Origin of the sequence: Succinimonas amylolytica DSM 2873 (genome assembly GCF_000378405.1) — a bacterium.
Classification (GTDB): Bacteria; Pseudomonadota; Gammaproteobacteria; order Enterobacterales; family Succinivibrionaceae; genus Succinimonas; species Succinimonas amylolytica.
Genome location: NZ_KB899636.1, coordinates 259658 through 283796, shown reverse-complemented (window position 1 = coordinate 283796; position 24139 = coordinate 259658). Strand labels below are relative to the sequence as shown.

At 48.4% G+C, this 24139-nt stretch carries 21 protein-coding genes, 1 tRNA gene and 1 other RNA gene; 21 read left to right on the top strand and 2 right to left on the bottom strand.

The features are described from left to right. The first annotated feature begins 15 nt into the window (after positions 1-15). The 7 genes from F557_RS0101310 to F557_RS0101275 all read left to right on the top strand — a co-directional run bounded on the left by F557_RS0101310 (position 16) and on the right by F557_RS0101275 (position 5450). Positions 16-91 (top strand) — tRNA-Thr (locus tag F557_RS0101310). Between the two features lie 123 nt (positions 92-214). Next, positions 215-706 carry a ZapG family protein gene (locus tag F557_RS0101305; protein WP_019000467.1) on the top strand — a complete coding sequence of 164 codons (492 nt, stop codon included), beginning with the start codon at positions 215-217 and terminating at the stop codon, positions 704-706. A 357-nt stretch (positions 707-1063) separates the two neighbouring features. Beyond that, positions 1064-2446 (top strand): DegQ family serine endoprotease, encoded by a 1383-nt coding sequence (locus tag F557_RS0101300; RefSeq protein WP_026297675.1) that lies wholly within the window; start codon positions 1064-1066, stop codon positions 2444-2446. A gap of 30 nt (positions 2447-2476) precedes the next feature. Further along, a complete protein-coding gene (locus tag F557_RS18345; protein ID WP_019000465.1) occupies positions 2477-3598 on the top strand; it encodes a S1C family serine protease in 1122 nt (373 codons plus the stop codon). A 336-nt stretch (positions 3599-3934) separates the two neighbouring features. Further along, complete coding sequence (gene rplM, locus F557_RS0101285) at positions 3935-4363, top strand: 50S ribosomal protein L13 (RefSeq protein ID WP_019000463.1); 429 nt, start codon at positions 3935-3937, stop codon at positions 4361-4363. Positions 4364-4375: 12 nt separating this feature from the next. Then, entirely contained in the window at positions 4376-4768 is a 393-nt protein-coding gene (gene rpsI / locus F557_RS0101280; RefSeq protein ID WP_019000462.1) for a 30S ribosomal protein S9, read from the top strand. 145 nt (positions 4769-4913) lie between these two features. Further along, positions 4914-5450: a ClpXP protease specificity-enhancing factor gene (locus F557_RS0101275; RefSeq protein ID WP_026297674.1), complete on the top strand. Its 537-nt coding sequence runs from the start codon at positions 4914-4916 to the stop codon at positions 5448-5450. Positions 5451-5602: 152 nt separating this feature from the next. Here F557_RS0101275 and F557_RS0101270 read toward each other — a convergent pair whose 3' ends face one another. Then, entirely contained in the window at positions 5603-6163 is a 561-nt protein-coding gene (locus F557_RS0101270; RefSeq protein WP_157617715.1) for a hypothetical protein, read from the bottom strand. 20 nt (positions 6164-6183) lie between these two features. Further along, complete coding sequence (locus F557_RS0101265; RefSeq protein ID WP_019000459.1) at positions 6184-7890, bottom strand: penicillin-binding protein activator; 1707 nt, start codon at positions 7888-7890, stop codon at positions 6184-6186. Positions 7891-8065: 175 nt separating this feature from the next. On the opposite strand from F557_RS0101265, the gene rsmI reads away from it, so the two are divergent. The 14 genes from rsmI (at position 8066) to ftsA (ending at position 24015) form a co-directional block, all read left to right on the top strand. Continuing rightward, entirely contained in the window at positions 8066-8929 is an 864-nt protein-coding gene (gene rsmI, locus F557_RS0101260; protein ID WP_019000458.1) for a 16S rRNA (cytidine(1402)-2'-O)-methyltransferase, read from the top strand. A 110-nt stretch (positions 8930-9039) separates the two neighbouring features. Further along, an RNA gene (rnpB, locus tag F557_RS21225) (RNase P RNA component class A) lies at positions 9040-9407 on the top strand. A gap of 87 nt (positions 9408-9494) precedes the next feature. Then, a complete protein-coding gene (rsmH, locus tag F557_RS0101255; RefSeq protein WP_019000457.1) occupies positions 9495-10460 on the top strand; it encodes a 16S rRNA (cytosine(1402)-N(4))-methyltransferase RsmH in 966 nt (321 codons plus the stop codon). Next, entirely contained in the window at positions 10457-10819 is a 363-nt protein-coding gene (gene ftsL, locus F557_RS18340) for a cell division protein FtsL (protein ID WP_019000456.1), read from the top strand. The genes rsmH and ftsL overlap by 4 nt, the downstream gene beginning before the upstream one ends. Next, complete coding sequence (locus F557_RS0101245; protein ID WP_019000455.1) at positions 10819-12621, top strand: peptidoglycan glycosyltransferase FtsI; 1803 nt, start codon at positions 10819-10821, stop codon at positions 12619-12621. The genes ftsL and F557_RS0101245 overlap by 1 nt, the downstream gene beginning before the upstream one ends. A 32-nt stretch (positions 12622-12653) precedes the next feature. Next, complete coding sequence (locus F557_RS0101240) at positions 12654-14126, top strand: UDP-N-acetylmuramoyl-L-alanyl-D-glutamate--2,6-diaminopimelate ligase (RefSeq protein WP_169335146.1); 1473 nt, start codon at positions 12654-12656, stop codon at positions 14124-14126. Beyond that, positions 14123-15493 (top strand): UDP-N-acetylmuramoyl-tripeptide--D-alanyl-D-alanine ligase, encoded by a 1371-nt coding sequence (locus tag F557_RS0101235; RefSeq protein WP_019000453.1) that lies wholly within the window; start codon positions 14123-14125, stop codon positions 15491-15493. The genes F557_RS0101240 and F557_RS0101235 overlap by 4 nt, the downstream gene beginning before the upstream one ends. A 40-nt stretch (positions 15494-15533) precedes the next feature. Then, positions 15534-16619, top strand: coding sequence for a phospho-N-acetylmuramoyl-pentapeptide-transferase (gene mraY, locus F557_RS0101230; RefSeq protein WP_019000452.1), 1086 nt, complete (start codon positions 15534-15536; stop codon positions 16617-16619). Between the two features lie 15 nt (positions 16620-16634). Further along, positions 16635-17936 (top strand): UDP-N-acetylmuramoyl-L-alanine--D-glutamate ligase, encoded by a 1302-nt coding sequence (gene murD, locus F557_RS0101225; protein ID WP_019000451.1) that lies wholly within the window; start codon positions 16635-16637, stop codon positions 17934-17936. After that, the gene (gene ftsW / locus F557_RS18335) at positions 17933-19285 is read left to right on the top strand and encodes a putative lipid II flippase FtsW (protein WP_019000450.1); all 1353 of its coding nucleotides are present in this window, start codon (positions 17933-17935) and stop codon (positions 19283-19285) included. Before murD ends, ftsW begins: the two co-directional genes overlap by 4 nt. Continuing rightward, complete coding sequence (gene murG / locus F557_RS0101215; RefSeq protein WP_019000449.1) at positions 19282-20391, top strand: undecaprenyldiphospho-muramoylpentapeptide beta-N-acetylglucosaminyltransferase; 1110 nt, start codon at positions 19282-19284, stop codon at positions 20389-20391. Before ftsW ends, murG begins: the two co-directional genes overlap by 4 nt. Further along, complete coding sequence (gene murC, locus F557_RS0101210; protein ID WP_019000448.1) at positions 20388-21836, top strand: UDP-N-acetylmuramate--L-alanine ligase; 1449 nt, start codon at positions 20388-20390, stop codon at positions 21834-21836. The genes murG and murC overlap by 4 nt, the downstream gene beginning before the upstream one ends. Positions 21837-21838: 2 nt before the next feature. Further along, positions 21839-22672 carry a cell division protein FtsQ/DivIB gene (locus F557_RS0101205; protein WP_019000447.1) on the top strand — a complete coding sequence of 278 codons (834 nt, stop codon included), beginning with the start codon at positions 21839-21841 and terminating at the stop codon, positions 22670-22672. Continuing rightward, positions 22669-24015, top strand: a complete 1347-nt coding sequence (ftsA, locus tag F557_RS0101200) for a cell division protein FtsA (RefSeq protein WP_019000446.1) — start codon at positions 22669-22671, stop codon at positions 24013-24015. Before F557_RS0101205 ends, ftsA begins: the two co-directional genes overlap by 4 nt. Positions 24016-24139 lie beyond the last annotated feature (124 nt).

The window sequence follows — 24139 nt, the reverse complement described above, 5'->3', positions numbered from 1 at the left end:
TTCTATCTCTGTTGTGCTGATATGGCTCAGTTGGTAGAGCGCACCCTTGGTAAGGGTGAGGTCCCCAGTTCGATTCTGGGTATCAGCACCATTTCGAATATTAATTCTGCTTTTTAATCCTTTGAGTCGGTATTATAATTGCACTGCTTTTTTTGAGAGCAGTGTCGGTTTGTTGTTCTGTAATTTAACAGAATTTATTGGGAGTATGCGGTTAATGGGACCTTCCGAGATCATATATATTGTAGCATCCGGTATTATTGGGATTGTTGTTGGATATCTTATTAACCATTTTTCATCCAGAAACAGGGATAAGTCACGGCTTGAAGATGAACTTACCCGGCTTAAACGAGAGCTTGTCAGTCATAAAAGAGTCATTAATGATTTCTTTCTGGGCTCTAATGCCCTTTTTGAACAGATGGAAAACAGTTATCAGGCCTATGCTCGTTACATGTCTGAGCAGAGCCGTAAAATTGTTCCTCAACTGGGGGATATGTTTTCCACCAGTACGCCGGAACATATTTTTAAACCGACAGTAAAGGATAAGACTCAGGCTACCAAGGTCGAGGAAACGGTTATTGACGTGATGCCTGATACGAAGCTTGATGAGCCGGCTGATGCCGTAGCGTCTTCATTGTCCCAAAAGGACGGTGAAGCAGCTTTTGATACTGTAAATGAACCTGCCAGGTCTGAAAACAAAGAAGAATAGTTTGTCCTGTCTGGTCAGATTTTAAGTTATATTGTGCAATAGCGATCCTACGGGATCGTTTTTTGTATTGGGCACTTTAATATTTTCTGTTTAGCACCCATGTGTTTCGAAAGGAGCTTAATCCTTAACTTGTTACAAAATGTGATCTGTGTGAACTTTTAATAAGGTTTAGGGTCTTAAACTTTGTTAGCACTGTAGGTGCAATTCCTGATTAATATGTTTGCTGCCGTTTTCAGGCTTTATGCGACTTATTCCCGGTAAGCTATGATTCCGGTGGGATGTTCGGTTAAAAATTGGAAGACGTTTCGAGACCGCACCTATATTTTTGAAGAATGTATCAGAAATGGAGATGTTATGATGCAGAAAATTAACAGATTTTGTTCCGTTCTTGGATTGTCAATTTCTTTAGCCCTGATACCACTCACTGCCCATGCAGATGCCACACCTCTTATCGGGGCCATGAGTACGGGAAATTCCGGGGAAATTCCTTCCCTAGCACCTCTTCTGGAAAAGGTTGTACCTGCCGTTGTCAATATTTCTGTTAATGGAAAGAAATCTTTACGTAATGATCTTATGGAAATTCCGGAGCAATTTCGTTTCTTTTTTCCGGAGATGCCCAGAGAGCGTTCTTTTAAGGCTTTGGGTTCCGGAGTGATCATCGATGCCGTTAAAGGAACCGTCATTACGAATTATCATGTGGTTGATGGCGCAGACGAAATCAAGGTAACACTGCATGACGGCAGAGTTATCAAGGCAAAGAAAATTGGTGAGGATCAGCAGACAGATATTGCGGTTCTGGAACTGGAAAAGAAAGACAATCTTACTTCTATACCCTTTTCAAACTCTGATAAACTGCGGGTGGGGGATTTTGTAATTGCCATCGGCAATCCTTTTGGTTTGGGCCAGACCGTTACTTCCGGAATTGTAAGCGCTCTTGGCCGTTCTGGTCTTAATATCGAAAATTACGAGAATTTTATTCAGACTGATGCTGCTATCAATTCTGGTAATTCAGGTGGCGCTCTTCTAAATCTTCGCGGAGAGCTTGTGGGAATTAACACTGCCATCCTTGGCAAGGCCGGCGGAAATATCGGAATTGGTTTTGCCATTCCTGCCAATATGGTTAAGTCCACTACGGATCAGCTTATTAAGCATGGCAAGGTTAAGCGCGGAATGCTTGGAATTCTTGGCACCGAGGTAACAGAGGATCTTGCTAAGAATTTTGATTACAAGAATGTTAACGGGGCCTTCGTAAACGAAGTGATGAAGGGGTCTGCAGCCGAAAAGGCTGGAATCAAATCCGGAGATATTCTGACCTCTATTGATGGCTCACCAATATCCAGTTTTGGGCAGCTTCGCGCGAAGATTGCCACATTGGGTGCCGGAACAAAGATCAGGCTTGGTATTTTCCGGGATGGCAAGAATTCAGAGGTAGAGGTGATTCTTGATTCTTCTTCGGAATCCGGTGGTACGGTGTCCCGCAGTGCCAGTCCGCTGTTCGAAGGTGCTACGCTAGGAACAAATTCCGACGATGACAAAGGCGGTGTTGTTGTTAAATCCGTTGCTGCCGATAGCCCTGCGGAAAATCTTGGTCTTAAGAAAGGGGATATTATTGTTGAAGTAAACAAGAAGGAAATCAAGTCAGTGGATGATCTTGAAGGAGCTCTTAAGGAGAAGGACAGCTTTATCGCACTCCGGATCATTCGTGGCAGTGCCGTTATTTATATCACCAGAAGCTTCTGATACTTTTTAATATCCAGGTAAGTCGTTAAAATGTGGGCAGTAATGGTTACTGCCCTTTTTTTATGTTATCCAGGAGGTTCTCCGGTGAATGGCTGGTTCAAGAGTACTGTGGCCGGTGTGATTATTGGAATCGGCATTGTATTGTCCCGGGATTATATTTTTGCGGAAAGAGGAGAGCCGGATTCCTTTTTTTTCGCTATAAGCAGAAGTGCTTCTGCAGTGGTTAACATTTTTATTAAAAGCCGGCATGTGCCTGATGACGAAGTTTATGGTGCTTCTGAGGTGTCCAGTTCTGGTTCCGGGATCATCATGAGTTCTGACGGTCTCGTTATTACCAACTATCATGTAATCATGCAGGCTGATGAAAATAGCATTATCGGGGTACAGCTTCGAGACGGTACGGTGTTTGAAGCCCGGCTGATAGGCTATGACAAAAGAACAGACATTGCCGTGCTTCATGTAAACAGCAGTTATCCGCTACCGCAGATTATCATAAATGAAAATCGTGAAACACATCTCGGAGATGTCGTTCTTGCCATTGGCAATCCTTATAATCTTGGACAGACGATTACTCATGGGATTATAAGTGCTGTTGGCCGGCGAGGGAGCGGGATAACCAGACTTAACCGTATTGACATCACTGACGGCATTCAGGATCTGATACAGACAGACGCTCCCATAAATTCCGGCAATTCGGGAGGCGCTCTTGTTAATACCAGGGGGGAATTTGTCGGAATGAGCACGGCTACCATGTCTGACAGTAAGGATGCCAAGGCTTATGGGATTAGTTTTGCAATTCCGGCCAGTCAGGTTCTGAGCATTCTTTCTGAGATTCTTAAAAATGGCAGGGTAATTCGCGGCTATCTGGGGATTGCAGCCGAAAATATTTACGACGACACTCGTGACAACACTATAAACGGTATTTCCCGCGGAATTATTATCACCAGTATTGATCCGAATGGTCCCGCCCGGGGGGAGCTTAAGCCAGGAGACGTGATAGTTTCTGTTAATGGCAAGAAGGTTCGTGATATGCAGAATCTCATGGATCTGGTGGCCGACAGCTCTGCAGGAACAAAAGTGTTCTTTGAAATCATCAGAAACGGCAGGCCGGCTTCCTGTGAGGTGGTGGTTTCTGAGCAAAATGCTGATTAATACTTCAGGGAGGCTTCTGTGGTTGTTTAGCATCCGATATGTTTATTTGGGTGGCGAAGTTGAAGTGTGGGATAACTTCCAGGAAGAATACTGGGAACGTAAGGCGGAGGATTTATTTGCGGTCTTAATGTTGTGGTGTGCATGGTTTATTTTTGTGAAATAAATTGGATTTTTAAAAAGAAATAGTGTACTATACGCTCGCCCACATTACGTTACAGGTCTTAAGGACTATAAACGATTCGAGTTCTTATCTCGAAGGGGGTAGGAAATCGAAAGATAGAAGGATTCAGTATTACTGTTTCCGGATGTTTAACTATTTCAGTTTGGGTTATTTACATGAAAACTTTCGTTGCTAATCCAGCCACCATTAAGCGTGACTGGTATGTAGTTGACGCTGACGGTAAAACTCTTGGCCGTTTGGCTACCGAGGTTGCTTCCCGTCTTCGCGGCAAGAACAAGCCAGAATATACACCTTTTATTGATACCGGTGATTATATTATCGTTATCAATGCTTCTAAGGTTAAAGTTACTGGCAATAAGTTCACTGACAAGATTTATCATTCTCACTCCGGTTATCCGGGGGGCATAAAGAGTGTTCCTTTCAATGAACTGCAGGCCAAGAAGCCGGAGATGGTAATCGAATCTGCTGTTCGCGGAATGCTTCCTAAGGGACCTCTTGGTCGTGCCATGTTCCGTAAATTAAAGGTTTATGCCGGTGCTTCTCATAATCATGCTGCACAGCAGCCGCAGGTTTTGGACATTTAGGGGTAAATACAAATGGCAGAGAATCAGTATTATGGTACCGGCCGTCGTAAGAGTTCGACCGCTCGTGTCTTCATTAAGCAGGGTACTGGCAACATTGTAATCAACAAGCGTTCTCTTGATGACTATTTTGGTCGCGAGACTGCAAGAATGGTTGTGCGTCAGCCTTTGGAGCTTCTCAGCATTGGTGATAAGCTTGATCTGTTTATTACTGTTGCAGGCGGTGGTATTTCCGGTCAGGCCGGTGCCATTCGTCATGGCATTACCCGTGCTCTTATGGAATATGACGAATCTTTCCGTTCAGAGCTTCGCAAGGCAGGTTATGTAACTCGTGATGCTCGTTGTGTTGAACGTAAGAAGGTTGGTCTCCACAAGGCTCGTAAGCGTCCTCAGTACTCCAAGCGTTAATTTGGCAAATTTTGCTATGTGTCAAAACCTCGGAATTTTGTCCGGGGTTTTTTTGATTGCAGGTACTATTTTGTAACTAATTAATGTAATGATTCCTTCGGGTATGATATTATCAGCCTGTATTTTTGTGTGTTAGGATTTTGTTATGGCAGATGTATTACATGTCCAGCCTTGCCGCCCGTATTTACTGAGAGCGATGTATGACTGGATGGTGGACAATCGTTTGACCCCCCAGATTTCTGTTAATGTGAACTGCCCGGGGGTTCAGTTGCCGTTGCAGTATGCTCAGAACGGCGTAATTATCCTGAATATTTCGACTACTGCAGTAAGAAATCTCAATATTGACAATGATGCAATATCTTTTTGTGCGAGGTTTGGCGGTGTTCCTCATGATGTATATGTTCCGATGTATGCTGTAATCACCATATATCCGAGAGAAGATTTGTCCATGGGAATGTGCATGTTTCCGGAGAGAGCTTATGACGAAATGTTTGAGTCTGGAAACTTTCCGAATCCGTCCGGGGATTCTAGTGTTAAGACTCATCTTTCGGAGGTCGCCAGCATCACACCGGAGAAAAGAAAGGGGTTTGAGGTGGTAGACAATAATGAAAGTACTGCTGATGATCCTGAGAGAACCGCGAGACCTCAGCCCCGTAAGCCTACCTTGGAGATTGTGGAATAAGAAGCCGCCGATAATATAAAAGGGTTGCTGTATTCGTTGTTTCTTCAGGAAGTTTCTTTGAGTCAGAAGAATATTTGCTACAGTTAATTACCGATGTACGAACATAATTAGCGGAAGAAAAGGGAGAGCTTTAGGCTCTCTCTTTTTTATGGCTATACAATTTCCAACTGTTTTTTGATGCAGAACAGTAAGGAAAGCGCTGCTGTCAGGAAGTTGTATGATGAATCTATATTGAGGCGGATGCAAATATCCTCATCGTTGAGAAGCCCGGAAATTTTATCCTTCTGTGTACAAATCACCACTGCAGGAACATGCATGTGATGCGCTGCTTCCAGAAGTTCTCCGAATGCTGATAGTGCGTTTTCCGGGGCGTCGCTGACGATAAGCAGACTGTCTGATCCGTTGTCAGAACAGCAGGCTTCGGCGTTGAAGGTGGCCTTGAGCAGATCTCCCAGTCCGAGATTGTTCGTGCTTAACCCCAAAACACCAGCCTCGTGGTTGAGAACCTTGCTTCCAGCTAGCCCCTTTTCATTTAGAGTCTTGATATTCAGTTCCCGGGAAAAAATCTCCAGGATAGGAGCGGACAGTGTAGTTCCGGCAACGAGAATTCTGCGTTCCGATGTTAGACTCATACTGAGCACTGCTGCCGCATAGTCAGTAGTGTCAAAGACATCCTGCTGTAGCCCGAGAAGGGCTCCTACAGCTTCTTCCATGCAACCCTGAGTATCCGGCATTAGTCGTTCTCGCCTACGGTTATCCAAGAAATGTTTCTTTCCAGTCTGCCCTGGGAATTAATGCTGATATCACCGGAAAGTCCCCGTACTACTTCTTCCGGATTATTAATCATTTTATCCAGATGAAGCACGAGGTTGTAGGAGTCATATCCGACGGCAAAGCATCTCAGGGTGTCTCCATTGGCTTTTGGCAGGATGGAAATTATCTGTTCCTTGATGGAACTGTTCTGAAGTAGCCAGGGCTGATCGCCGAGCTTCATTCCTTTTATTCCCATCAGGGCGGAATTATTCATAACTCCGCTGTTGCTTTTGGAGCCTACATAGTATCTGGGCATGCCAAAACCTACGTTTTTGCTGTATTCTCTGATTATTGAAGCTTCGTTGGCGGTTCCGTAGATATATGCGGCATCGAAGGGATTCGGGGTATTGTCAGCACAGCTTTTAAGGGTGCTTTCCAAAGAGTTTACGTCGGTGAAATAGCAGACGCTGGTATTCTGATTATAGCTTTTCAGCCAATAATCATTAAAGGCCCTGCTGATTCGGCTCCCTTTATCGTTCTGTGGGGCAATGATTACCGGATTAGACACGGCGTCTTTTCCCATTTCCTGAACGGCATTTCTGGCATCCACTTCAGGAGCCAGTGTCAGATACACCACATTGCGTCCGCCCTGGTTTTGTCCCTCGTTAAGGGCGATTACTGGTACCTGGGGATCAAATGAGAGCAGCTCGTCTACTTCGTTTTTGATGATCGGGCCGATAATTGCCTTGGTTCCGCTGGCCATGGCATCTTGATAATAGTCGGAAACACTGCCGGCGGCGGTATCATAGAACTTAATATTGATCTTTATGCCGCGGTCCCGGAAGGCATTTTCAATCCCCATGCGTACTGGCTGTCCAATTAGGGCTGCATAACGGCCGGTCAGCGGCAGGAATACTGCAATGGTATCGCCGTCTCCAATAGCGGTTCCGGAAACTGCGCCGTGCTGACTGCTGTTAGGCCCGCCTACCGGAATGGGCTCCCGTCCGTCTGCGGTATCCGGTGTGTTCAGAGAAAAAACCGGATGATTGGGATATTTTGCAGTAAATCTGGACATAAGACGGGATCTGGCCTCTTCCGACGGAGATTTCTGAATGAGTGCGTATTCCAGAAAACCCCGGTCATTGTTATCCTGTGAAGATTTAAACTGGGAAAGAATTTCCCGGTTGTCTGCCTGCCGGTATTCCTGAAGAGCTTTTTTCCAGGCGATTTTCTTATCTGCGGCATTAACGGTGTGTGCGAGATTCAGGAAGCTCTGTCCGGCCGCAGCATAGTTTCCGGTACGATCCTGCACCTTGCCGGCTAGGTTATAGTAGTAGGCCAAAGCGTTTTGAGGGAGATTTACAGTATCTACTGAATTCAGGAGAGCGAGAGCCTGAGTGTAGCTTCCGGTGCTGCTTCTGACCTGGGCCTCGATAATGTCGGCATAATTTCCGTGAAGCGGTGTAATTGCCTGTTCCCGCATTTGCCTGAGTACTTCGAAGGCTCTGTTTGTATCTCCTTCGGCCGAATATGCTCTGGCCAAAAGAATCTGCCAGTCAAAATTATATTCCGGGGTTGATGCGGAGAGCTGATCCTCATACCATTCGCTGCTTTCTGTAAGCTTGCTGAAAGGCTGGGGTTCCAGATACGCATTGTGGTTCCCGGTAAGGGAGCATCCTGAAAACATGACGGAAAATGCGCATGCCAAAATAATTGAATGAAGGTTACAATGTTGGTGTTTTCTGTACCGCATGGCGTGAATCTCTATACTGACAGTTTTTCTGATGCTGTTATTATACACTCTTATGCTATGCTTTCATTCTGATAATCAGACTTTCGGGATATTCGACAAGGAGGTTTGTATGGAAGAGCTCAAGCCTGCTCTTTATATTGTTCCGACACCCATCGGAAATATGGAGGATATAACATTTCGTGCGGTCAGGATTCTTCGGGAAGCTCAGATTATCTGTGCTGAGGATACCAGACATTCCCGGCCTCTTCTGGAGCAGCTAGGCATAACCGCTCCGGTTCTGGAAAGCTTTCATGATCATAACGAGATGGAAAAGGCTGCCAGAATTCGGGATTGGATTCAGGAAGGAAAGAGTGTGGCTCTCATTTCTGATGCCGGAACTCCGTTGATATCGGATCCCGGATATCATCTGGTGGTAGCATGCGTAAACGCCGGGGTTCAGGTGGTGCCTCTTCCCGGTCCCTGTGCTGTTATCACGGCCTTGGAGGCCGCTGGTTTTCCGACGGATCGTTTCTGTTTTGAAGGTTTTCTCCCAGTTAAGGAAAAGGCTCTCTACGATAGGCTTGAGGAACTTCGGCATGAAACCCGGACTATTGTATTTTATGAAACGCCGCGCCGGATGCCTGATACAGCAGTGGCTCTTGGCAAAGTCTTCGGGGAGCGGGAAATTGTGGTAGGCCGGGAGATGACCAAGGCCTTTGAAACATTTTATCGTACCACCTGCTGCAAACTTTCCGATGTTCTGGCGAGTGACAGTAATTCGGATCGTGGGGAAATGGTAGCGGTTCTTTATCCCTGGAGACCGGATCCTGGTGAGAATGGTGTCAGTGACGCCGCTCTCAAACTTCTAAGGCTGCTTGTTACCGACCTGCCTGTAAAAAAGGCAGTCCGTATAGTGAGTGAGACTTTTGGCTGTTCCAGGAATGAAATTTACCGTGAGGCACTGGCTCTCAAGGAGGAACCGGATATCGGATAATTACGGTATCGGCGGAGTGTGTTTCTGTTTTAAGTTTTTTACTGCCGTTTTTTATCGGGGACATGGGCATTTACGTATTACTCCGGTAAGTTGTATGCTATAATTTGCTGTGAGTCAGACAGGTAATCGCTGCCTTATGGTTGTGCTTCGGCAGACGCATAGGGGGGAGGAAAGTCCGGGCTCCGCAGGGCAGGGTGCCAGATAACGTCTGGGAGATGCGAATCTACGAATAGTGCCACAGAAAATATACCGCCGTTTATCGGTAAGGGTGAAAAGGTGCGGTAAGAGCGCACCGCATGTCTGGTAACAGTTCATGGCAGGGAAAACTCCACCCGGAGCAAGATCGAATAGGCTCCTTATGACATTGCCCGTGTCAGGGGCGGGTTGATCGCTAAAGTCAGGAGGCGACTCCTTGACGTAGAGGAATGATTACCGCTGTTTCTACAGTACAGAACCCGGCTTATGGCTGACTCATTTGTTAAATATGAAAGCGAGGGGACTGGTATGTTCAGGTTCCCTCGTTTTTTGCTTACTCTCCGAAAAATCTTCTCTTCAGGGTATTTCTATGGAAGAATACAGACATGTTACCGTGCTTCTCAATGAAGCTGTGGCGGCTCTTAACGTCACCGGAGACGGTATTTATGTTGACGGTACTTTCGGCAGAGGAGGTCATTCAAGACTGATTCTTTCAAAGCTGTCAGAGAAGGGCCGTCTTTTCGGCATTGACAGGGACCCTGCGGCTGTGAAAGCCGGCATGGAAATAAAGGATCCCCGCTTTACTATGCTTCGGGGGAAGTTTTCGGAGATGCCGAGTCTCCTTGAAGATTTTGGTGTTTTGGGAAAGGTTTCCGGAATTCTTCTTGATCTCGGCGTTTCTTCGCCTCAGCTTGATGATCCTGAAAGAGGGTTCAGCTTTATGAAAGAGGGGCCTTTGGATATGAGAATGGATCCGGATTCCGGAATCAGTGCTGCCGAGTGGATAAATAATGCCCCGGAGTCCGAAATTGCGGAAGTTATTCGCAATTACGGGGAAGAGCGCTTTGCCAGAAAGATTGCCCGGGCAGTGGTACAGGATCGCCGGGAACACCCTTTCAGAACCACTACCGAGCTTGCGGAACTTATTGCCCGGCTGGTACCTCGGGAACCAGGAAAAAATCCAGCTACCAGAACCTTTCAGGCTCTCAGGATAAAGGTGAACGGCGAGCTGGATGAAATCGAGAAGGCTCTCCGGAATTCCCGGGACATTCTGGCACCTTTTGGACGTCTTGCTGTTATTACCTTTCATTCTCTTGAAGATCATCTTGTACGCTCTTTCCTGAAAAAATCAGAAAGGGGGGAAGTACCACCTCGTGGAATTCCGGTACCGGAAAGCGAAATCGCCAAAACACGCACCTTCAGACTGGTGGATCGCGGTATTCATCCCGGGGCTATGGAGATTTCCGAGAATCCCCGATCCCGCAGTGCCATTCTCCGTACTGGGGAGCGGCTTCCTTTCTGCGGTAATTGTAAGGACAGGGAGCAGAGTCTATGAAAACCAGAAATACCAGTGAGGAATTTCAAAGGTTCAGTCTTACGAGGATTGTGCTTCGGGACTGTGTGCGCAATGTATTTTTTATTTTTTTGCTCGCAGCCTGCGTTACGGAAGCCTTTATGATTATCTCTCAGGTTCAGGAAACCCGGCGGACCATTACCGAATTCAGTACCGAGGTTAGCAGGCAGGATGCTCTGGATCAGGAGTATCAGCATCTCAGGCTGGAGCAGCAGACTCTTTCCGAACTTTCCAGGATAGCGGACGAGGCTGGTAAAAAAATGGGAATGCATCAGCCTGACGTTGTTTCCGAAGAAGTGATTGTAAACTTGTCCGAGACCGGAAAACGGAGAGTTCGCTGATGCTCTGGCTTAAGAATGCCTTTTCCAAAGTTGTAAACCTGTTAAAACGTGTTGATGCCGGAGGTAGCAGTTACGAAATCAGCACACGCCGAATCATGATATTTTGGGGCATGCTGCTGATTTTGTTTCTGGCTCTTATGGCCAGAGTGTCCTGGCTGATGTTCTGGTCTGCCGGTGATTTGGTATCCAAAGGCAATGATCGTATTTTAAGAACAGCAACCGAGCATCCTGAAAGGGGCGTCATCTATGATCGCAACGGGGAAAAGCTGGCAATAAGTGTTCCTATGCGGGCCGTGGTGATTCATGCCAAAAGCTTTCATGATTATCATGAGAAGAAACAGATGGACAAGGAATCGACAATCAGAGAAATCTGCGAGCTTCTGCGTACGGACTGTGCCAGCCTGTCTAAAAAGCTGAAGGAGCCCAGAAACCGTCATATCACTGTCGCCAGACAAATTGAGCCGCAGATGGCCGATTATATTAAATCCCTCAAAATTGATGGCATCTATGTCAATCCCGAGCTTAGAAGGTTTTATCCAACCTCTGAAATCAATGCCCATATTATTGGAATGACCAATATTGACGGAGCAGGAACTGAGGGACTGGAAAGACAGTATAACGACTATCTGCTTTCATCTCCCGGAAAAATAAGGCGTATAAAGGATGCCCGTGGTAATATCATAGAGAACCTCGGAGTGGTAAAGGAAGGAAAACAGGCTAATGATCTGGTGCTTAGCATTGATGAAAGACTGCAGTCCCTGGCCTATAAGTCTCTGAAGTACAATGCCGAAATTAACAGAGCCACCTCGGCATCTCTGGTACTTATAGATTCCTGGACCGGGGAGATTTTGGCCATGGTTAATTATCCGTCATACAATCCTAACAGTAGAGAAAGCTATGCTCCCTATCGGGCCAGAAACCGGGCAGTGACCGATACCTATGAGCCGGGGTCCACTACCAAGCCACTGGTGGCGGTGACTGCCCTGGGAAAAGGTGTCACCAGCTGGAATGAGGTTTTTGATACTACTCCGTTCCAGGTTCAGGGAAAGCTGATTACCGATAGCCACCACATGAGTTCGGGAAATCTTTTTGATATTCTTAAGTACTCCTCCAATGTTGGAATGGCCCGTATTGCTCTGAGAATGGATCCCCGGGATATCGTCAGGGGGCTGGAGGCTTTTGGATACGGCTCCCGTACCAATATCGATTTTATCGGAGAGAATACTGGAAGACTGCCCCACAGAAGAAGGTGGAGCCGCATTGAAAATGCCACTCTTGGTTATGGTTACGGTATTACGGTAACGCCGCTTCAGGTTGCACAGGCTTATTCGATTCTGGCTAACCACGGTATCCGTCGCCCCCTTTCCATTTTGAAGGTTGACAAGATTCCCCAGGGTGTAAGAGTTGCCAAAGAGCAGGATGTTAATCTTGTGCTGAAATCACTGGAATCGGTGGTTGAGGGCGGCGGTACCGGTGCTCAGGCCATGATTGCCGGCTACCGGGTAGGCGGCAAGACCGGTACGGCAAAGGTAGCCGTGGCCGGAGGCTACGGAAAGGATTACGTGGGAACCTTTGCCGGCATAGCACCCATGAGCAATCCCAGGTTTGCGCTTGTGGTGGTAATCAACGAGCCCCATGCCGGCAAGTTTTACGGCGGTGTGGTGGCAGGGCCGGTATTCTCCGAGGTTATGAAACGAACCCTGGAGCTTTACAATGTTCCCCCGGATGATCTTAATCCTGACGGCACGCTGAAGACCCCGGCTCAGAAAAAGAAGGAAATCTCCAGCAAAAAGAGGCATTAGTTTTCCGATATACCAATTTGCGAGTGATGATAATGGCTGATTTGAAAGATATACTTGCCGGACTGTCGGACGGTTGTCCGGTTCCATCTTTGGATATAACCGGAGCGGTTTCCGATAACAGAAAGATTTCCCGGGGAAATCTGTTTGTGGCCTTTAAAGGTTTGCATTTTGATGCCCGTACCCTGATCCCCGATGCGGAAAGACGCGGTGCGGCTGCTGTTGTTTACGAGTCCGGAGACGGTTTTTCGGCGGAGCCGTGTGGCATTCCTCTTATCCCCGTAAGAAATCTTGACATCTGTGAAGCAGATATCGCTTCACGTGTCTACAGCCAGCCCTCGAAAGATTTGAGCCTCATCGGCATTACCGGCACTAACGGCAAAAGCACTGTTACCCATATGATTGCGGAATGGTCGCAGTCTCTGAATGTAAAAACAGGGGTAATGGGAACTCTCGGTACCGGTTTCTATCCGGATCTCACGCCGAGTCCTAATACCACACTTCGTCCACTTGATTTGGAAAGAACTCTTCGGGAAATGACGCTGGAAGGAGCCCGTGCTGTCTCTATGGAAGTTTCTTCCCACGGTCTTGCACAGGGAAGAGTGCGCAATCTTTACTTCAGCTATGGCGGATTTACCAATCTTTCGCGAGATCATCTGGATTTTCATAAAACCATGGATAACTACCGTGAGGCTAAATTCCAGCTTTTCAAAATGATTCCCGAATCACACGCAGTGATTAATTACGGAGACCCTGCAGGCAAAGAGTTTCTGAGCCGCCTTCCTGGAGCTTTGGCGTTTTGCACAGAACCAGTGCCGGGATATCGCGGCAGAATGATTTATGCCGAGGAGATTTCCTGTCATCCGGAGGGAATTACTGTCTGGGTAAATGGCAGCTACGGACGGGCTGTGCTTTCGGTGCCGCTTATCGGATTGTTTAATGCTGAAAATCTGCTTTGTGCGCTGGGGGTTATGCTGGCAAGAGGTTTTGTCATGGCTGACCTTGAGCGCACTGTCGGCTGTCTTCGTCCGGTACGGGGCCGTATGGAGTGTTTCAGAAAACCTGGCAAGCCTGTTCTGGTGGTGGATTATGCTCATACGCCTGATGGATTGGAAAAGGCCATTTCCGGGCTTAGGGCACATGGTTTTAAACGGATAATCACTGTTTGTGGCTGTGGCGGAGATCGGGATCAGGGTAAGCGTCCCATTATGGGAAAAATTGCCTGTCTGAATTCCGATAGAGTGTTTTTCACCGATGACAACCCGCGCACGGAGGATCATCTGGAGATCCTGAGAATGATGGTGGCAGGGGTTCCGGCAGACGCCGGATATAAAATCATCACGGATCGGGAAAGTGCAATCCGGGAGGCTTTTGCCGTCGCAGAACCGGAGGACGCTGTTCTGGTAGCAGGCAAGGGCCATGAGGATTATCAGATTATTGGTACGGTAAAGCATCATTACAGCGATCGGGAAACTGCTGCAAAAATTTTGGAAGGAATGTCTAAATGATTGAAATGACACTGGCGGAAATTGCCGCGCACGTTGGCGGAAAGCTTTTTAATGCAGAAGATCAGGCCGGAAGAATTACAATATCCGGAGTGGAAACTGATTCCCGCCGGGATGTCCGAGGGATGCTTTTTGTGTGTCTCAGGGGAGAGAATTTTGATGGACATGACTTTGCGAAAGAAGTTTGTTCCAAGGGGGCAGTTGCGCTTTTAGCGGATCATGAGCTTCCTGTGGAGGCTCCACAGATCGTGGTGCCGGACACGCTGCGCGGGCTGGGGCTTCTGGGACAGCTGAACCGCAGAAAGAGCCATGCCAGAGTGGTGGCGGTTACCGGTACCTGCGGCAAGACCACGGTGAAGGAAATGACGGCAGCAATTCTTTCGCGAATGGGAAACACCATTGCCACTAAAGGGAACTTCAATAATTCTGTAGGCGTTCCTCTGACACTTCTTACTATCAATTCCGATACGGACTATGCTGTTATTGAGCTGGGAGCTTCTCATCCGGGGGATATTGCCTGGACTGTGGAGTTCGCAGAACCTGAGGCAGCTCTTATAAATAACGTGGGAGGCGCTCATCTTGAAGGTTTTGGAGGCTTTGACGGAGTTTACCGTGCCAAGAGCGAAATTCTGGATTACGTGTTTTCCCGGGATTCCGGGAAAGGTGTGGTGAATGCCGACAGTGAATTTTATGACCGCTGGAAAAGCGATTATGCCGGTAAAGACCTTATGGGGTTTGGTACGGAGAATGATCATGCGGATGTTCGTGCCGTCGCTATCAGATCTCAGGATAACGGTACCTTTGCCTTCAGACTGATTACTCCCCAGGGTGAAGGAGATGTCAGGCTGGCGCTCCCGGGAAGACACAATGTTGCAAATGCGCTGGCTGCCGCTGCTCTTTCCGGTCTGGCAGGGGCTGGCGTCCCGGATATTATCGAAGGACTCGAAGCTCAGAGGCCGGTTCCGGGAAGACTTTTTGTGGAAAAGCTAGGAACCCTGACTCTGATTGATGATTCCTATAATGCCTCCTTTAATGCAGTGCAGGCCTCTCTTGATACTCTGTCCCTTCTTCCGGGGTATCGGGTATTTGTGTTCGGGGATATGGGCGAGCTTGGACAGGATGCTCCTGAGCTTCATGCCAGAATTGGTGTATATGCCCGGGGGCGTGTCGATGAATTCTGGAGTATCGGAGATTTGGCTGCACTTAGTGCCCGGTCATTTGGCGGCAGAGTTTTCGAATCCCGGGAGGAATTGTTGGATGCAGTGAGGGAGTTGGTGAACAGAGTTCCGGATCTTACCATTGCCGCCAAGGGTTCGCATGCCATGAAAATGGGCGATGTGGCAGATTTGATACGCAGCATGAAGGGATAGGCGATCCCTTCTGACTTGAAAAAGGAGAGTAAATTCTAAAATGCTGGTGCTTATTTCTGACTGGCTGAGCCAGTATCTGTCTTTCTTCAGAGTGGTAGATTACCTGTCATTCAGGGCGGTGTTTTCCATGATTACCGCCCTGGTGCTGTCTTTGGTTATCGGCCCCTGGATGATTAGAAAGCTGCAGATATTGCATTTCGGTCAGGTGGTTCGAAACGACGGACCGGAGTCTCATCTGTCCAAAAAAGGAACTCCCACTATGGGAGGTATAATGATAAATGCCGTTATTCTGGTAACTGCTCTTTTATGGTGCCGTCTGGATAACTGGGCTGTATGGATAGTGCTTTTCGGGTTGGTGAGTCATGCCGCCATTGGCTTTGCAGACGACTATCTTAAAGTGATCAGAAAAAGTCCGGACGGACTTATTGCCAGATGGAAGTATATGTGGCAGTCCCTGGCGGCACTGGTAATTGCGGTTACTCTCTATTGCGTTGCCAAAACGCCGAATGAAACCACCATTGTTTTCCCTTTCTTTAAGGAATGGTCTTTTGACCTAGGGCTTCTCTTTATTCCCTTTGCGTATTTTGTAATTGCGGGATCCTCCAATGCTGTCAACCTTACCGACGGTCTGGACGGTCTGGCTATCGTGTGCGTGGTAATGGTGGCTACTGGTCTTGGAATAGTTACCTGGCTCACCAGCAATGTCAATTACGCGGACTATCTTTATATTCCCTATCTTCCGGGAGTATCGGAGGTGGTTATTATCTGCACGACGCTAGTGGGTGCCGGCCTGGGTTTTCTCTGGTTCAATACCTATCCTGCCCAGATGTTCATGGGCGACGTGGGATCTCTTGCGCTAGGGGCGATTCTTGGCGTCATTGCGGTAGTTATCAGAGAGGAGTTCCTGCTGGCCATCATGGGTGGTATATTCGTGCTCGAGGCAATCAGCGTCATTCTCCAGGTAGGCTCCTATAAGCTCAGACATGGAAAACGCATTTTCAGAATGGCTCCGATTCATCACCATTTTGAAAAAGGCGGCTGGCCGGAACCCCGGGTTATTGTCAGATTCTGGATTATAACTCTGATGCTGGTGATTCTCGGTCTTATTACCCTTAAGCTTCGTTAGTTCACGAGGAATAGTATGACAGTAAAAACTGCGGTAATCGGTCTTGGAAAAAGCGGTCTTTCCACGGTAAATTTTCTAATCCGGAATGGTATTGTTCCTGATGTTTATGATACCCGGGAGCATCCTGCTGGAGAGGAAAATCTTCCGGAAAGCTGCCGTCTTGTGAAAGGGGAGCTTTCCGGAGAACTCTTAGGGACCTATGACGAGCTTGTAGTTGGCCCGGGCCTGGCTTTGAGCCTTCCTGCTCTTCAGGAGGCCGCCTCACAGGGGGTGAGCATTATCGGTGATATTGAGCTTTTTGCACGATATTGTCAGGCTCCTGTGGTCGGTGTTACCGGTTCCAACGGCAAAAGCACGGTGGTAACTCTGGTTTCTCTGATGGCGGAGGCCGCTGGTCTTAACTGCGGACTGGGCGGCAATATTGGCATTCCGGCACTGGATGTGCTGGCGGAGGACCGGGACTGTTACGTGCTTGAGCTGTCAAGCTTCGAGCTGGAAACCACGTCATCACTTAGGCTGGTCGGAGCTACGATTCTTAATCTCAGTGAGGATCATCTGGATCGCTACGATGGAAAAATGGAGCTGTATCTCCGTGCTAAGCAGCGAATTTTTGCCCATGCCGACAGGATAATAGTTAATCGTGAGGATGTTGCCACGATCCCTCCGAACGGGCATTATTTCGCTTCCTTTGGCGGTAGCGGAGACTCCTATGGCATAACACTTAAAGATAATGAAGAGTGGCTGTCCGTTGCCGGAACTCCGGTATTTCCGGTTTCCGGACTTAAGATTTACGGCAGGCACAATCAAATGAATGCTCTAGCCGCCATGGCTTTGGCCGATGCTCTGGGTGTCTCCCGGGAGGCTCAGAACAGGGTGCTATCATCTTTTTCCGGACTGCCGCACAGATGCCGGCTGGTCAGGGAGAGGAACGGTGTGAGGTGGTACAATGATTCCAAGGCTACCAATGTGGGTTCAACTCTCGCGGCGGTAGCCGGACTAAAATCCGGGCTCAAGGGGCGTATTATTCTGCTGGCGGGAGGTCTTGGCAAGGGGCAGGATTTTACTCCTATTAAGAATCTCCTGGGACATGAAGTTTCTCTTATGCTCTGCTTCGGCAGGGATGGCGGAATGCTCAGGGAGCTCGGGCCAGAAACTGCACTTTTTGAAACCATGGCTGAAGCGGTTGAGTATGCTGACGGTATTGTTCGTCCGGGAGATGTGGTGCTTCTGGCTCCGGCATGTGCCAGTTTTGATCAGTTTAAGGGCTTTGAGGATCGGGGAGATAAGTTTGCCGCTATGGTGGAGAACCTTGCATGAGGTTTCTGGAGGCGTTTTTCGGCAGAGAAAGCGAAGAGTACGATCCCCGGGGGCCTCTTTATGACAGAGCGCTTCTGGTAATTGTTTTCCTGCTGCTGGCTCTGTGTCTCGTCATGATCTACGGCGCGTCGATTTATGTCGGCGAGGTGAAGATGCATGATTCTTACTATTTTATCGGAAAGCAGTTTATATTCATGGCACTGGGATTTATCTGTGCCTTGGGAGTAATGCAGATTCCGACAAAGTTCTGGCTGGGATTTGGCCGTTTTTATCTTCCCGTCTCAGCTCTGCTACTTTGCGCGCTTCCTCTGATATGCGGAGTTTCGGTGAAGGGTGCCAGCCGTTGGATCAGTCTTGGAGTGTTCAATTTTCAGCCCTCCGAGCTGGTAAAGCTGGTGTGGATTATTTTTGTTGCCGGATATATTCAGAGACATCATGAAGCCATAAACAAGATACGGGTTTTTATCTATCCGTTTCTGTTTTTTATCCCCTTTGCTGTGTTGCTCTATCTACAGCGCGATTTTGGTTCCATAGTTGTGCTTCTGGGAATAACTTTCGGAATGCTGTTTATAGCTGGCGGCGGCCTGGCGGTGGTGATTGTGTCAAGTTTTCTGGCTGGTCTTTGTCTGCTGCCGGCAGTTGTCCTCAATTCCTATCGGGTGGCGCGGATAATGAGTTATCTGGATCCTTGGAAGGATGCCGAAAACGGCGGTTATCAGCTCACTATGGGGCTTATGGCTTACGGACGCGGCGGGGCTGAAGGACAGGGACTTGGCAACAGCGTTATCAAGATGAATTATATACCAGAACCCCATACTGACTTCATTATGGCAATCTGGGGAGAGGATGCCGGATTTGTTGGTGTTGCACTGGTGGTTATTCTGGAGTTTCTTCTGGTTGCCAAATGCTGCATGCTGGGCTTTACATGCATGCGCAGCAAAAAAATGCCAAACTACATACAGGGCTTCATTGCTTTTGGGGTTGGTCTCTGGTTTACTGGACAGACATTCATAAATGTCGGAGTTTCCTCAGGTCTTCTGCCGACAAAAGGACTGACGCTTCCTCTTATCAGCTATGGCGGCTCCAGTCTTATCTGTATGCTGATGGCTATGGCAGTGGTGTTGCGGATCAGCTATGAAAGAAGAAAACAGTATTTCAGACTTCAGGAACTGGAAATTCGTACGGAAAAGGGTATCCGGAAGTCGCTTTCCCGGCACGGCGGAGGGGCGGGGCGGAGGAAATCCCCGGTTTCCGGAGAAGCTGGGGCGAACGGTCCGGGGTCCGGAACCGTGGTGGTAGACGTTCCGGAACCGGATACGGCAAAGGACGCATCTTTTGCAGGAAAATGAACAATATGAAGAAGATTTTAATAATGGCAGGCGGTACCGGCGGCCATGTATTTCCAGGACTGGCGGTTGCCGATGAGCTAACCTCCGGCGATGAACCTTGGGATGTTCTCTGGCTGGGGACACGGGAGCGCATGGAAGCGGATCTGGTGCCCCGTCATGGCTACCCCATAGAATTTATCAAGGTGCAGGGAATTCGGAGAAATGGTCTGGCCCGTAAGCTGATGGCGCCTTTTATGATCATAAGAGCAGTGGCAGAAGCTATAAGTCTCTTAAGAAAATACCGTCCGGATGTGGTTCTCGGAATGGGAGGCTATGCCTCCGGCCCTGGCGGTCTGGCGGCCAGGCTTCTGGGGATACCTCTAGTTCTGCATGAGCAGAATGCCGCTCCGGGACTGACCAACCGGCTTCTTTCCCATATCGCCAATAGAATCCTTTTGGGTTTTCCGGAGGCTATTAAAAGCAGTAAAGCTGAATTTGTGGGAAATCCTGTGCGTAAGGTCATTGCCGCTCTGCATGATGAGCTTCCGAAGGACTTTTCCGGTTCAGAACTGCGGGTTCTTGTGGTTGGCGGTAGTCTGGGAGCCCAGGCTCTCAATGAAAGGGTTCCGGGAGCTGTTAAAATGGCTCTGGATTCCGGTGTCAGGATTAAGGTGTTTCATCAGACGGGAAAGGGTAATTCTGAGGAAGTCCGGAAGCTGTATTCATCTCTGGGAGTTCCGGACGGGGTGTGTGAGGTTTCTGATTTTATAAACGACATGGCAGGAGCTTATCGCGCCAATCATCTCATAGTATGTCGGGCCGGCGCCCTTACTTCTGCGGAAATCGGAGCCTGTGGCATGCCGGCTGTGTTTGTTCCCCTGCCCACGGCTGTTGATGACCATCAGACTAAAAATGCCAGATGTTTTTCCGATAACGGTGCCGGGATTACCATGCCGCAGACGGAGCTTACTGCGGAAAGTCTTTCCCGGTATTTCCGTGATTTTGAAAGTCACCGCGAAAAGCTGGCGGATATCAGCGAAAAGGCACAGTCCCGGACCAGACTTGATTCCGCTGAAAAAATTGCAGCAATCTGCAGATCTTTAGCTACCAGGGAGAATTCCAGATGATTCATGACAAGAGCGACATGTATACCGCCGTGCCGGTAATGCACAAGGTCAGGAGAATTCATTTCGTGGGTATTGGCGGAGCTGGCATGAACGGCATTGCCGAGGTGCTCAGGAATGAAGGGTATGAGGTTTCGGGATCTGATATTGCAGAGTCCCGGAACACTGCGCATCTCAGAGATCTGGGAATTCAGGTGTATATCGGTCATCGTTCTGAACAGGTGCACGGAGCCAGTGTTATCGTGATCTCCAGCGCCATCAGCAGAGATAATCCGGAATGGCAGGAGGCGGTAAGACTTCACATTCCGATTGTCAGAAGAGCCGAAATGCTGGGCGAGCTTATGCGTTTCAGATTTGGCATTGCCGTGGCCGGTACTCATGGAAAAACCACCACTACCAGTCTTATTTCTTCCATATATGCTGAGGCCGGGAGGGATCCGACATTTGTTATCGGAGGACTTCTGAACAGTGCCGGAGTAAATGCCAGACTTGGTAAAAGCCGTTATCTCATTGCCGAGGCTGATGAATCGGATGCTTCTTTTCTGCATCTTCAGCCCATGATTTCGGTGGTTACCAATCTGGATCATGATCATATGGATACCTATGGCGGAGATTATGACCGGCTCAAGGACACCTTTGTGGAATTTCTGCATAATCTGCCGTTTTATGGGGTGGCTGTGGTTTGTACTGATAATGCCGATATCCGGGAAATCCTTCCCCGTATTGGCCGTACGGTGATTACCTACGGTACCCGGGAGGATGCTGATGTCCGGGTTACGGATTTTGTTCAGGAAAAGGCCAGTTCCGAGTTCACGGTCCACAGAAAGGGACGGGAGCCTCTCAGAGTAAAGCTTACTGTTCCGGGGATTCATATGGCTCTTAATGCAGCAGCAGCCATTGGGGTGGCCACTGAGGATGATATTCCTGACGAAGCAATTCTCTCAGCCCTGGGAAATTTCCAGGGAGTTGGCAGACGCTTTGAACAGTACGGGGAGTTTGAAACCGGCCGAGGCCGGGCGCTTCTGGTGGATGACTACGGTCATCATCCCAATGAGGTCCGGGCTACCATCGGTGCGGTGCGTGCGGGGTGGCCGGATCGCCGTCTTGTAATGATTTTCCAGCCTCACCGCTATACCCGCACCAGAGACTGTTTTGAGGATTTTGTTGAGGTGCTGGGGCTGGTAGACGAGCTGATTCTGATGGATGTCTACCCGGCCGGAGAAAAACCGGTGGTAGGTGCTGACGGACGTTCCCTCTGCCGTTCTATCAGACTGCGGGGACAGGTTGAGCCTTATTTCGCATCCAGTCCGGAGCTTGTTCCGGGAATTCTGGCTGATATCGTAAGAGATGGGGATATCGTTCTTACCCAGGGGGCCGGAAATGTCGGAAAACTGGCCCATGTCCTCAGTGATATGAAATTGGATATTGCCAGAATGAAGGAGCATTGACAGTGGCGGGGTATCGGGTCAGAGCAGAAACTTCCGAAACCGGAGGCCGAACCCGGGGAGAGGTGATTCTCGGGATTCTGTTCTTGGTTCTGGTAGTGTCGGCCGATGTGCTTTTGGGAAGAATGCTGTACGAATCCATGACTGATGTTGATGCCATTCAGGTCAGGAAGCTGCAGGTAGAGGGACATTTGCACTATCTTTCCGAGAAAATGGTTGCTGATTATTTTCTGAGCAATTACGATAATCTTAATCTTTTGACCATGGATCTGTCACGGGTAAGGCATTATCTTTTAAAAATGCCGTGGGCCCGTACAGTCACTGTAAGAAAAAGACTGCCTGATATCCTTTATGTCTACCTGACTGAGTATCGTCCTGCCGCTTATTTCAACAAGGGTATTCTCACCGGGGACTGGAAGGTTATCCATCCGGATCTTTCTGAGTTTCGGGAACCTTTGGTGCATCTTTATGGACGTGAGGAGCTGGCGGAAAAAATATTTTATCGCTATCTTTCCTTCAGCGAATTCCTGCGCAAGCGTACCAATGCCGAAATCTGGAGTGTGGAGCTTACCCCTGATTTTATGTGGGAAATTCGGCTTACTTCGGGACTTGTCCTATTTCTGGGCCGGGATCTGGATACCTTTGCGTCCGGACGTGAGGAGCGCGAGGGAGATAGGGAATCTGAGGATGCCCTACTGCCGCGGCTTAGAACCTTCGCTGAGCTTAACAGCCGCATTCCGGGCCTGATGGACAAGGCAGAGTATGTGGATTTGAGATATGAAACCGGAGCCGCGGTAAAATGGCGCGAAGAAACTCGGGAGGACGAGGAGAAAAAATGACGGAAAAAGCTGGTAAAGCCGCAGAAAAGATTATTGACTATGTGGTTGCGGTGGATGTGGGAACTTCTTTTATCCGGGTGGCTGGTGCTATTGTATCGGATGACAACGATATTAGGGTGATTGGTTTTAAAACGGTGGTGTCCAGTGGCATGGGCGGCTCCGGGATATCGAGTCTGGACAAGTTGCGTGACGATATTTCACAGGCTTATTCTGCTGTGGATACCCAGATCCGAGGCTTCATTCAGAAGTATCCGGACATTGATTTTGACAATCCCCGGATTATGGTATCGGTACCGGGATATTTCACAAAATCTAAAAATGTTGACGGTACCACTCCCCTGCATCACCAGCGAGTAACCACTCTTAAGATGGCGGAAGCCCGACAGAATGCCGCCTCGGTTAGCATCGACGGCTATGAGCTGGTGGGGTATGTGGAAAATCAGTATCAGGTTGATTCCAATGAAAGCGTGGTGGATCCCAGGGGTATGACGGGTGGCCAGCTTAAAGTATTTCTTCATGCTTTTTATGCTAAAACAGATTTTATGGACAATATCCGTTATGCTCTGACCTCTATAAGAAGCAAATATGCCCCGGATTTTATGTCTAGCGGTTATGCTACTGCCCGGGGACTTCTGATAGGTCCTGAAAAGGATATTGGTGTCTGTGTGATAGATATCGGGGGCAGTACGGCGGATATTACCATTTACGATCGGGGCAATCTTATCTTTACCAACTTTTGCAAATTCGGATCCGGAATGGTTACCAGGGATATTGCGGTTCTGAACGGTATTTCCGAGCGTAAGGCGGAACAGCTAAAACTGCGCTGTGGCCTTGCGGATCCCGATCTGGCGGATGCTCGGGAGGAAATTACAGTTTCCCGGGATGGCCTTGGAGACGATGTAATTCTGCAGCCCAGGGCACTTGCGGAAACTATCGAGGCCCGCTATCACAATATTTTTCAGAATGTGCTGATGTCCATGAAGGGGGTTGATCCTGAGTGTGAGCTGGGATCCGGAGTAGTGCTGTCCGGCGGGGGATCCTGTATCCGTGGCATTGAAAAGTGTTTTCGGAAATATCTTGAAAGCAGCGGTATCAGCATTATCCGTTCGGTAAGAAAAGGGGGATTCCGGGAGACTGATGTTCCTCTGGCGGATCATGAGGGAACCCTGACATGTGCCGATCTTGCAAAAAATCCGGAAAAGATGAATCCGGTATCTGATGCGGTGCTGATTGGTCTTCTGAAACTCAGTAACGATATGGAAAAAACTTTGGAACAGGCTCCGAAAAAAGGAGTGGCCAGATACATTTCAAAAATGTGGGACTGGTTTAACAAGTCTATGTAGTCATCCATTCCGAAAAATGATAACTACGGGGCTTTTAGGGTGATCGGTGCTGTAATTGCTGGGTATTGCTGTGCGGTGTGTACCCAGGATAGCAAAAAATACAAATAGCGTTATACTTATCACT

Coding starts and splice junctions, on each gene's coding strand:
- F557_RS0101305 (WP_019000467.1), top strand. CDS start 215: ATGGGACCTTCCGAGATCATATATATTGTAGCATCCGGTATTATTGGG.
- F557_RS0101300 (WP_026297675.1), top strand. CDS start 1,064: ATGCAGAAAATTAACAGATTTTGTTCCGTTCTTGGATTGTCAATTTCT.
- F557_RS18345 (WP_019000465.1), top strand. CDS start 2,477: ATGTGGGCAGTAATGGTTACTGCCCTTTTTTTATGTTATCCAGGAGGT.
- rplM (WP_019000463.1), top strand. CDS start 3,935: ATGAAAACTTTCGTTGCTAATCCAGCCACCATTAAGCGTGACTGGTAT.
- rpsI (WP_019000462.1), top strand. CDS start 4,376: ATGGCAGAGAATCAGTATTATGGTACCGGCCGTCGTAAGAGTTCGACC.
- F557_RS0101275 (WP_026297674.1), top strand. CDS start 4,914: ATGGCAGATGTATTACATGTCCAGCCTTGCCGCCCGTATTTACTGAGA.
- F557_RS0101270 (WP_157617715.1), bottom strand. CDS start 6,163: ATGGAAGAAGCTGTAGGAGCCCTTCTCGGGCTACAGCAGGATGTCTTT.
- F557_RS0101265 (WP_019000459.1), bottom strand. CDS start 7,890: ATGTTTTCAGGATGCTCCCTTACCGGGAACCACAATGCGTATCTGGAA.
- rsmI (WP_019000458.1), top strand. CDS start 8,066: ATGGAAGAGCTCAAGCCTGCTCTTTATATTGTTCCGACACCCATCGGA.
- rsmH (WP_019000457.1), top strand. CDS start 9,495: ATGGAAGAATACAGACATGTTACCGTGCTTCTCAATGAAGCTGTGGCG.
- ftsL (WP_019000456.1), top strand. CDS start 10,457: ATGAAAACCAGAAATACCAGTGAGGAATTTCAAAGGTTCAGTCTTACG.
- F557_RS0101245 (WP_019000455.1), top strand. CDS start 10,819: ATGCTCTGGCTTAAGAATGCCTTTTCCAAAGTTGTAAACCTGTTAAAA.
- F557_RS0101240 (WP_169335146.1), top strand. CDS start 12,654: ATGGCTGATTTGAAAGATATACTTGCCGGACTGTCGGACGGTTGTCCG.
- F557_RS0101235 (WP_019000453.1), top strand. CDS start 14,123: ATGATTGAAATGACACTGGCGGAAATTGCCGCGCACGTTGGCGGAAAG.
- mraY (WP_019000452.1), top strand. CDS start 15,534: ATGCTGGTGCTTATTTCTGACTGGCTGAGCCAGTATCTGTCTTTCTTC.
- murD (WP_019000451.1), top strand. CDS start 16,635: ATGACAGTAAAAACTGCGGTAATCGGTCTTGGAAAAAGCGGTCTTTCC.
- ftsW (WP_019000450.1), top strand. CDS start 17,933: ATGAGGTTTCTGGAGGCGTTTTTCGGCAGAGAAAGCGAAGAGTACGAT.
- murG (WP_019000449.1), top strand. CDS start 19,282: ATGAACAATATGAAGAAGATTTTAATAATGGCAGGCGGTACCGGCGGC.
- murC (WP_019000448.1), top strand. CDS start 20,388: ATGATTCATGACAAGAGCGACATGTATACCGCCGTGCCGGTAATGCAC.
- ftsA (WP_019000446.1), top strand. CDS start 22,669: ATGACGGAAAAAGCTGGTAAAGCCGCAGAAAAGATTATTGACTATGTG.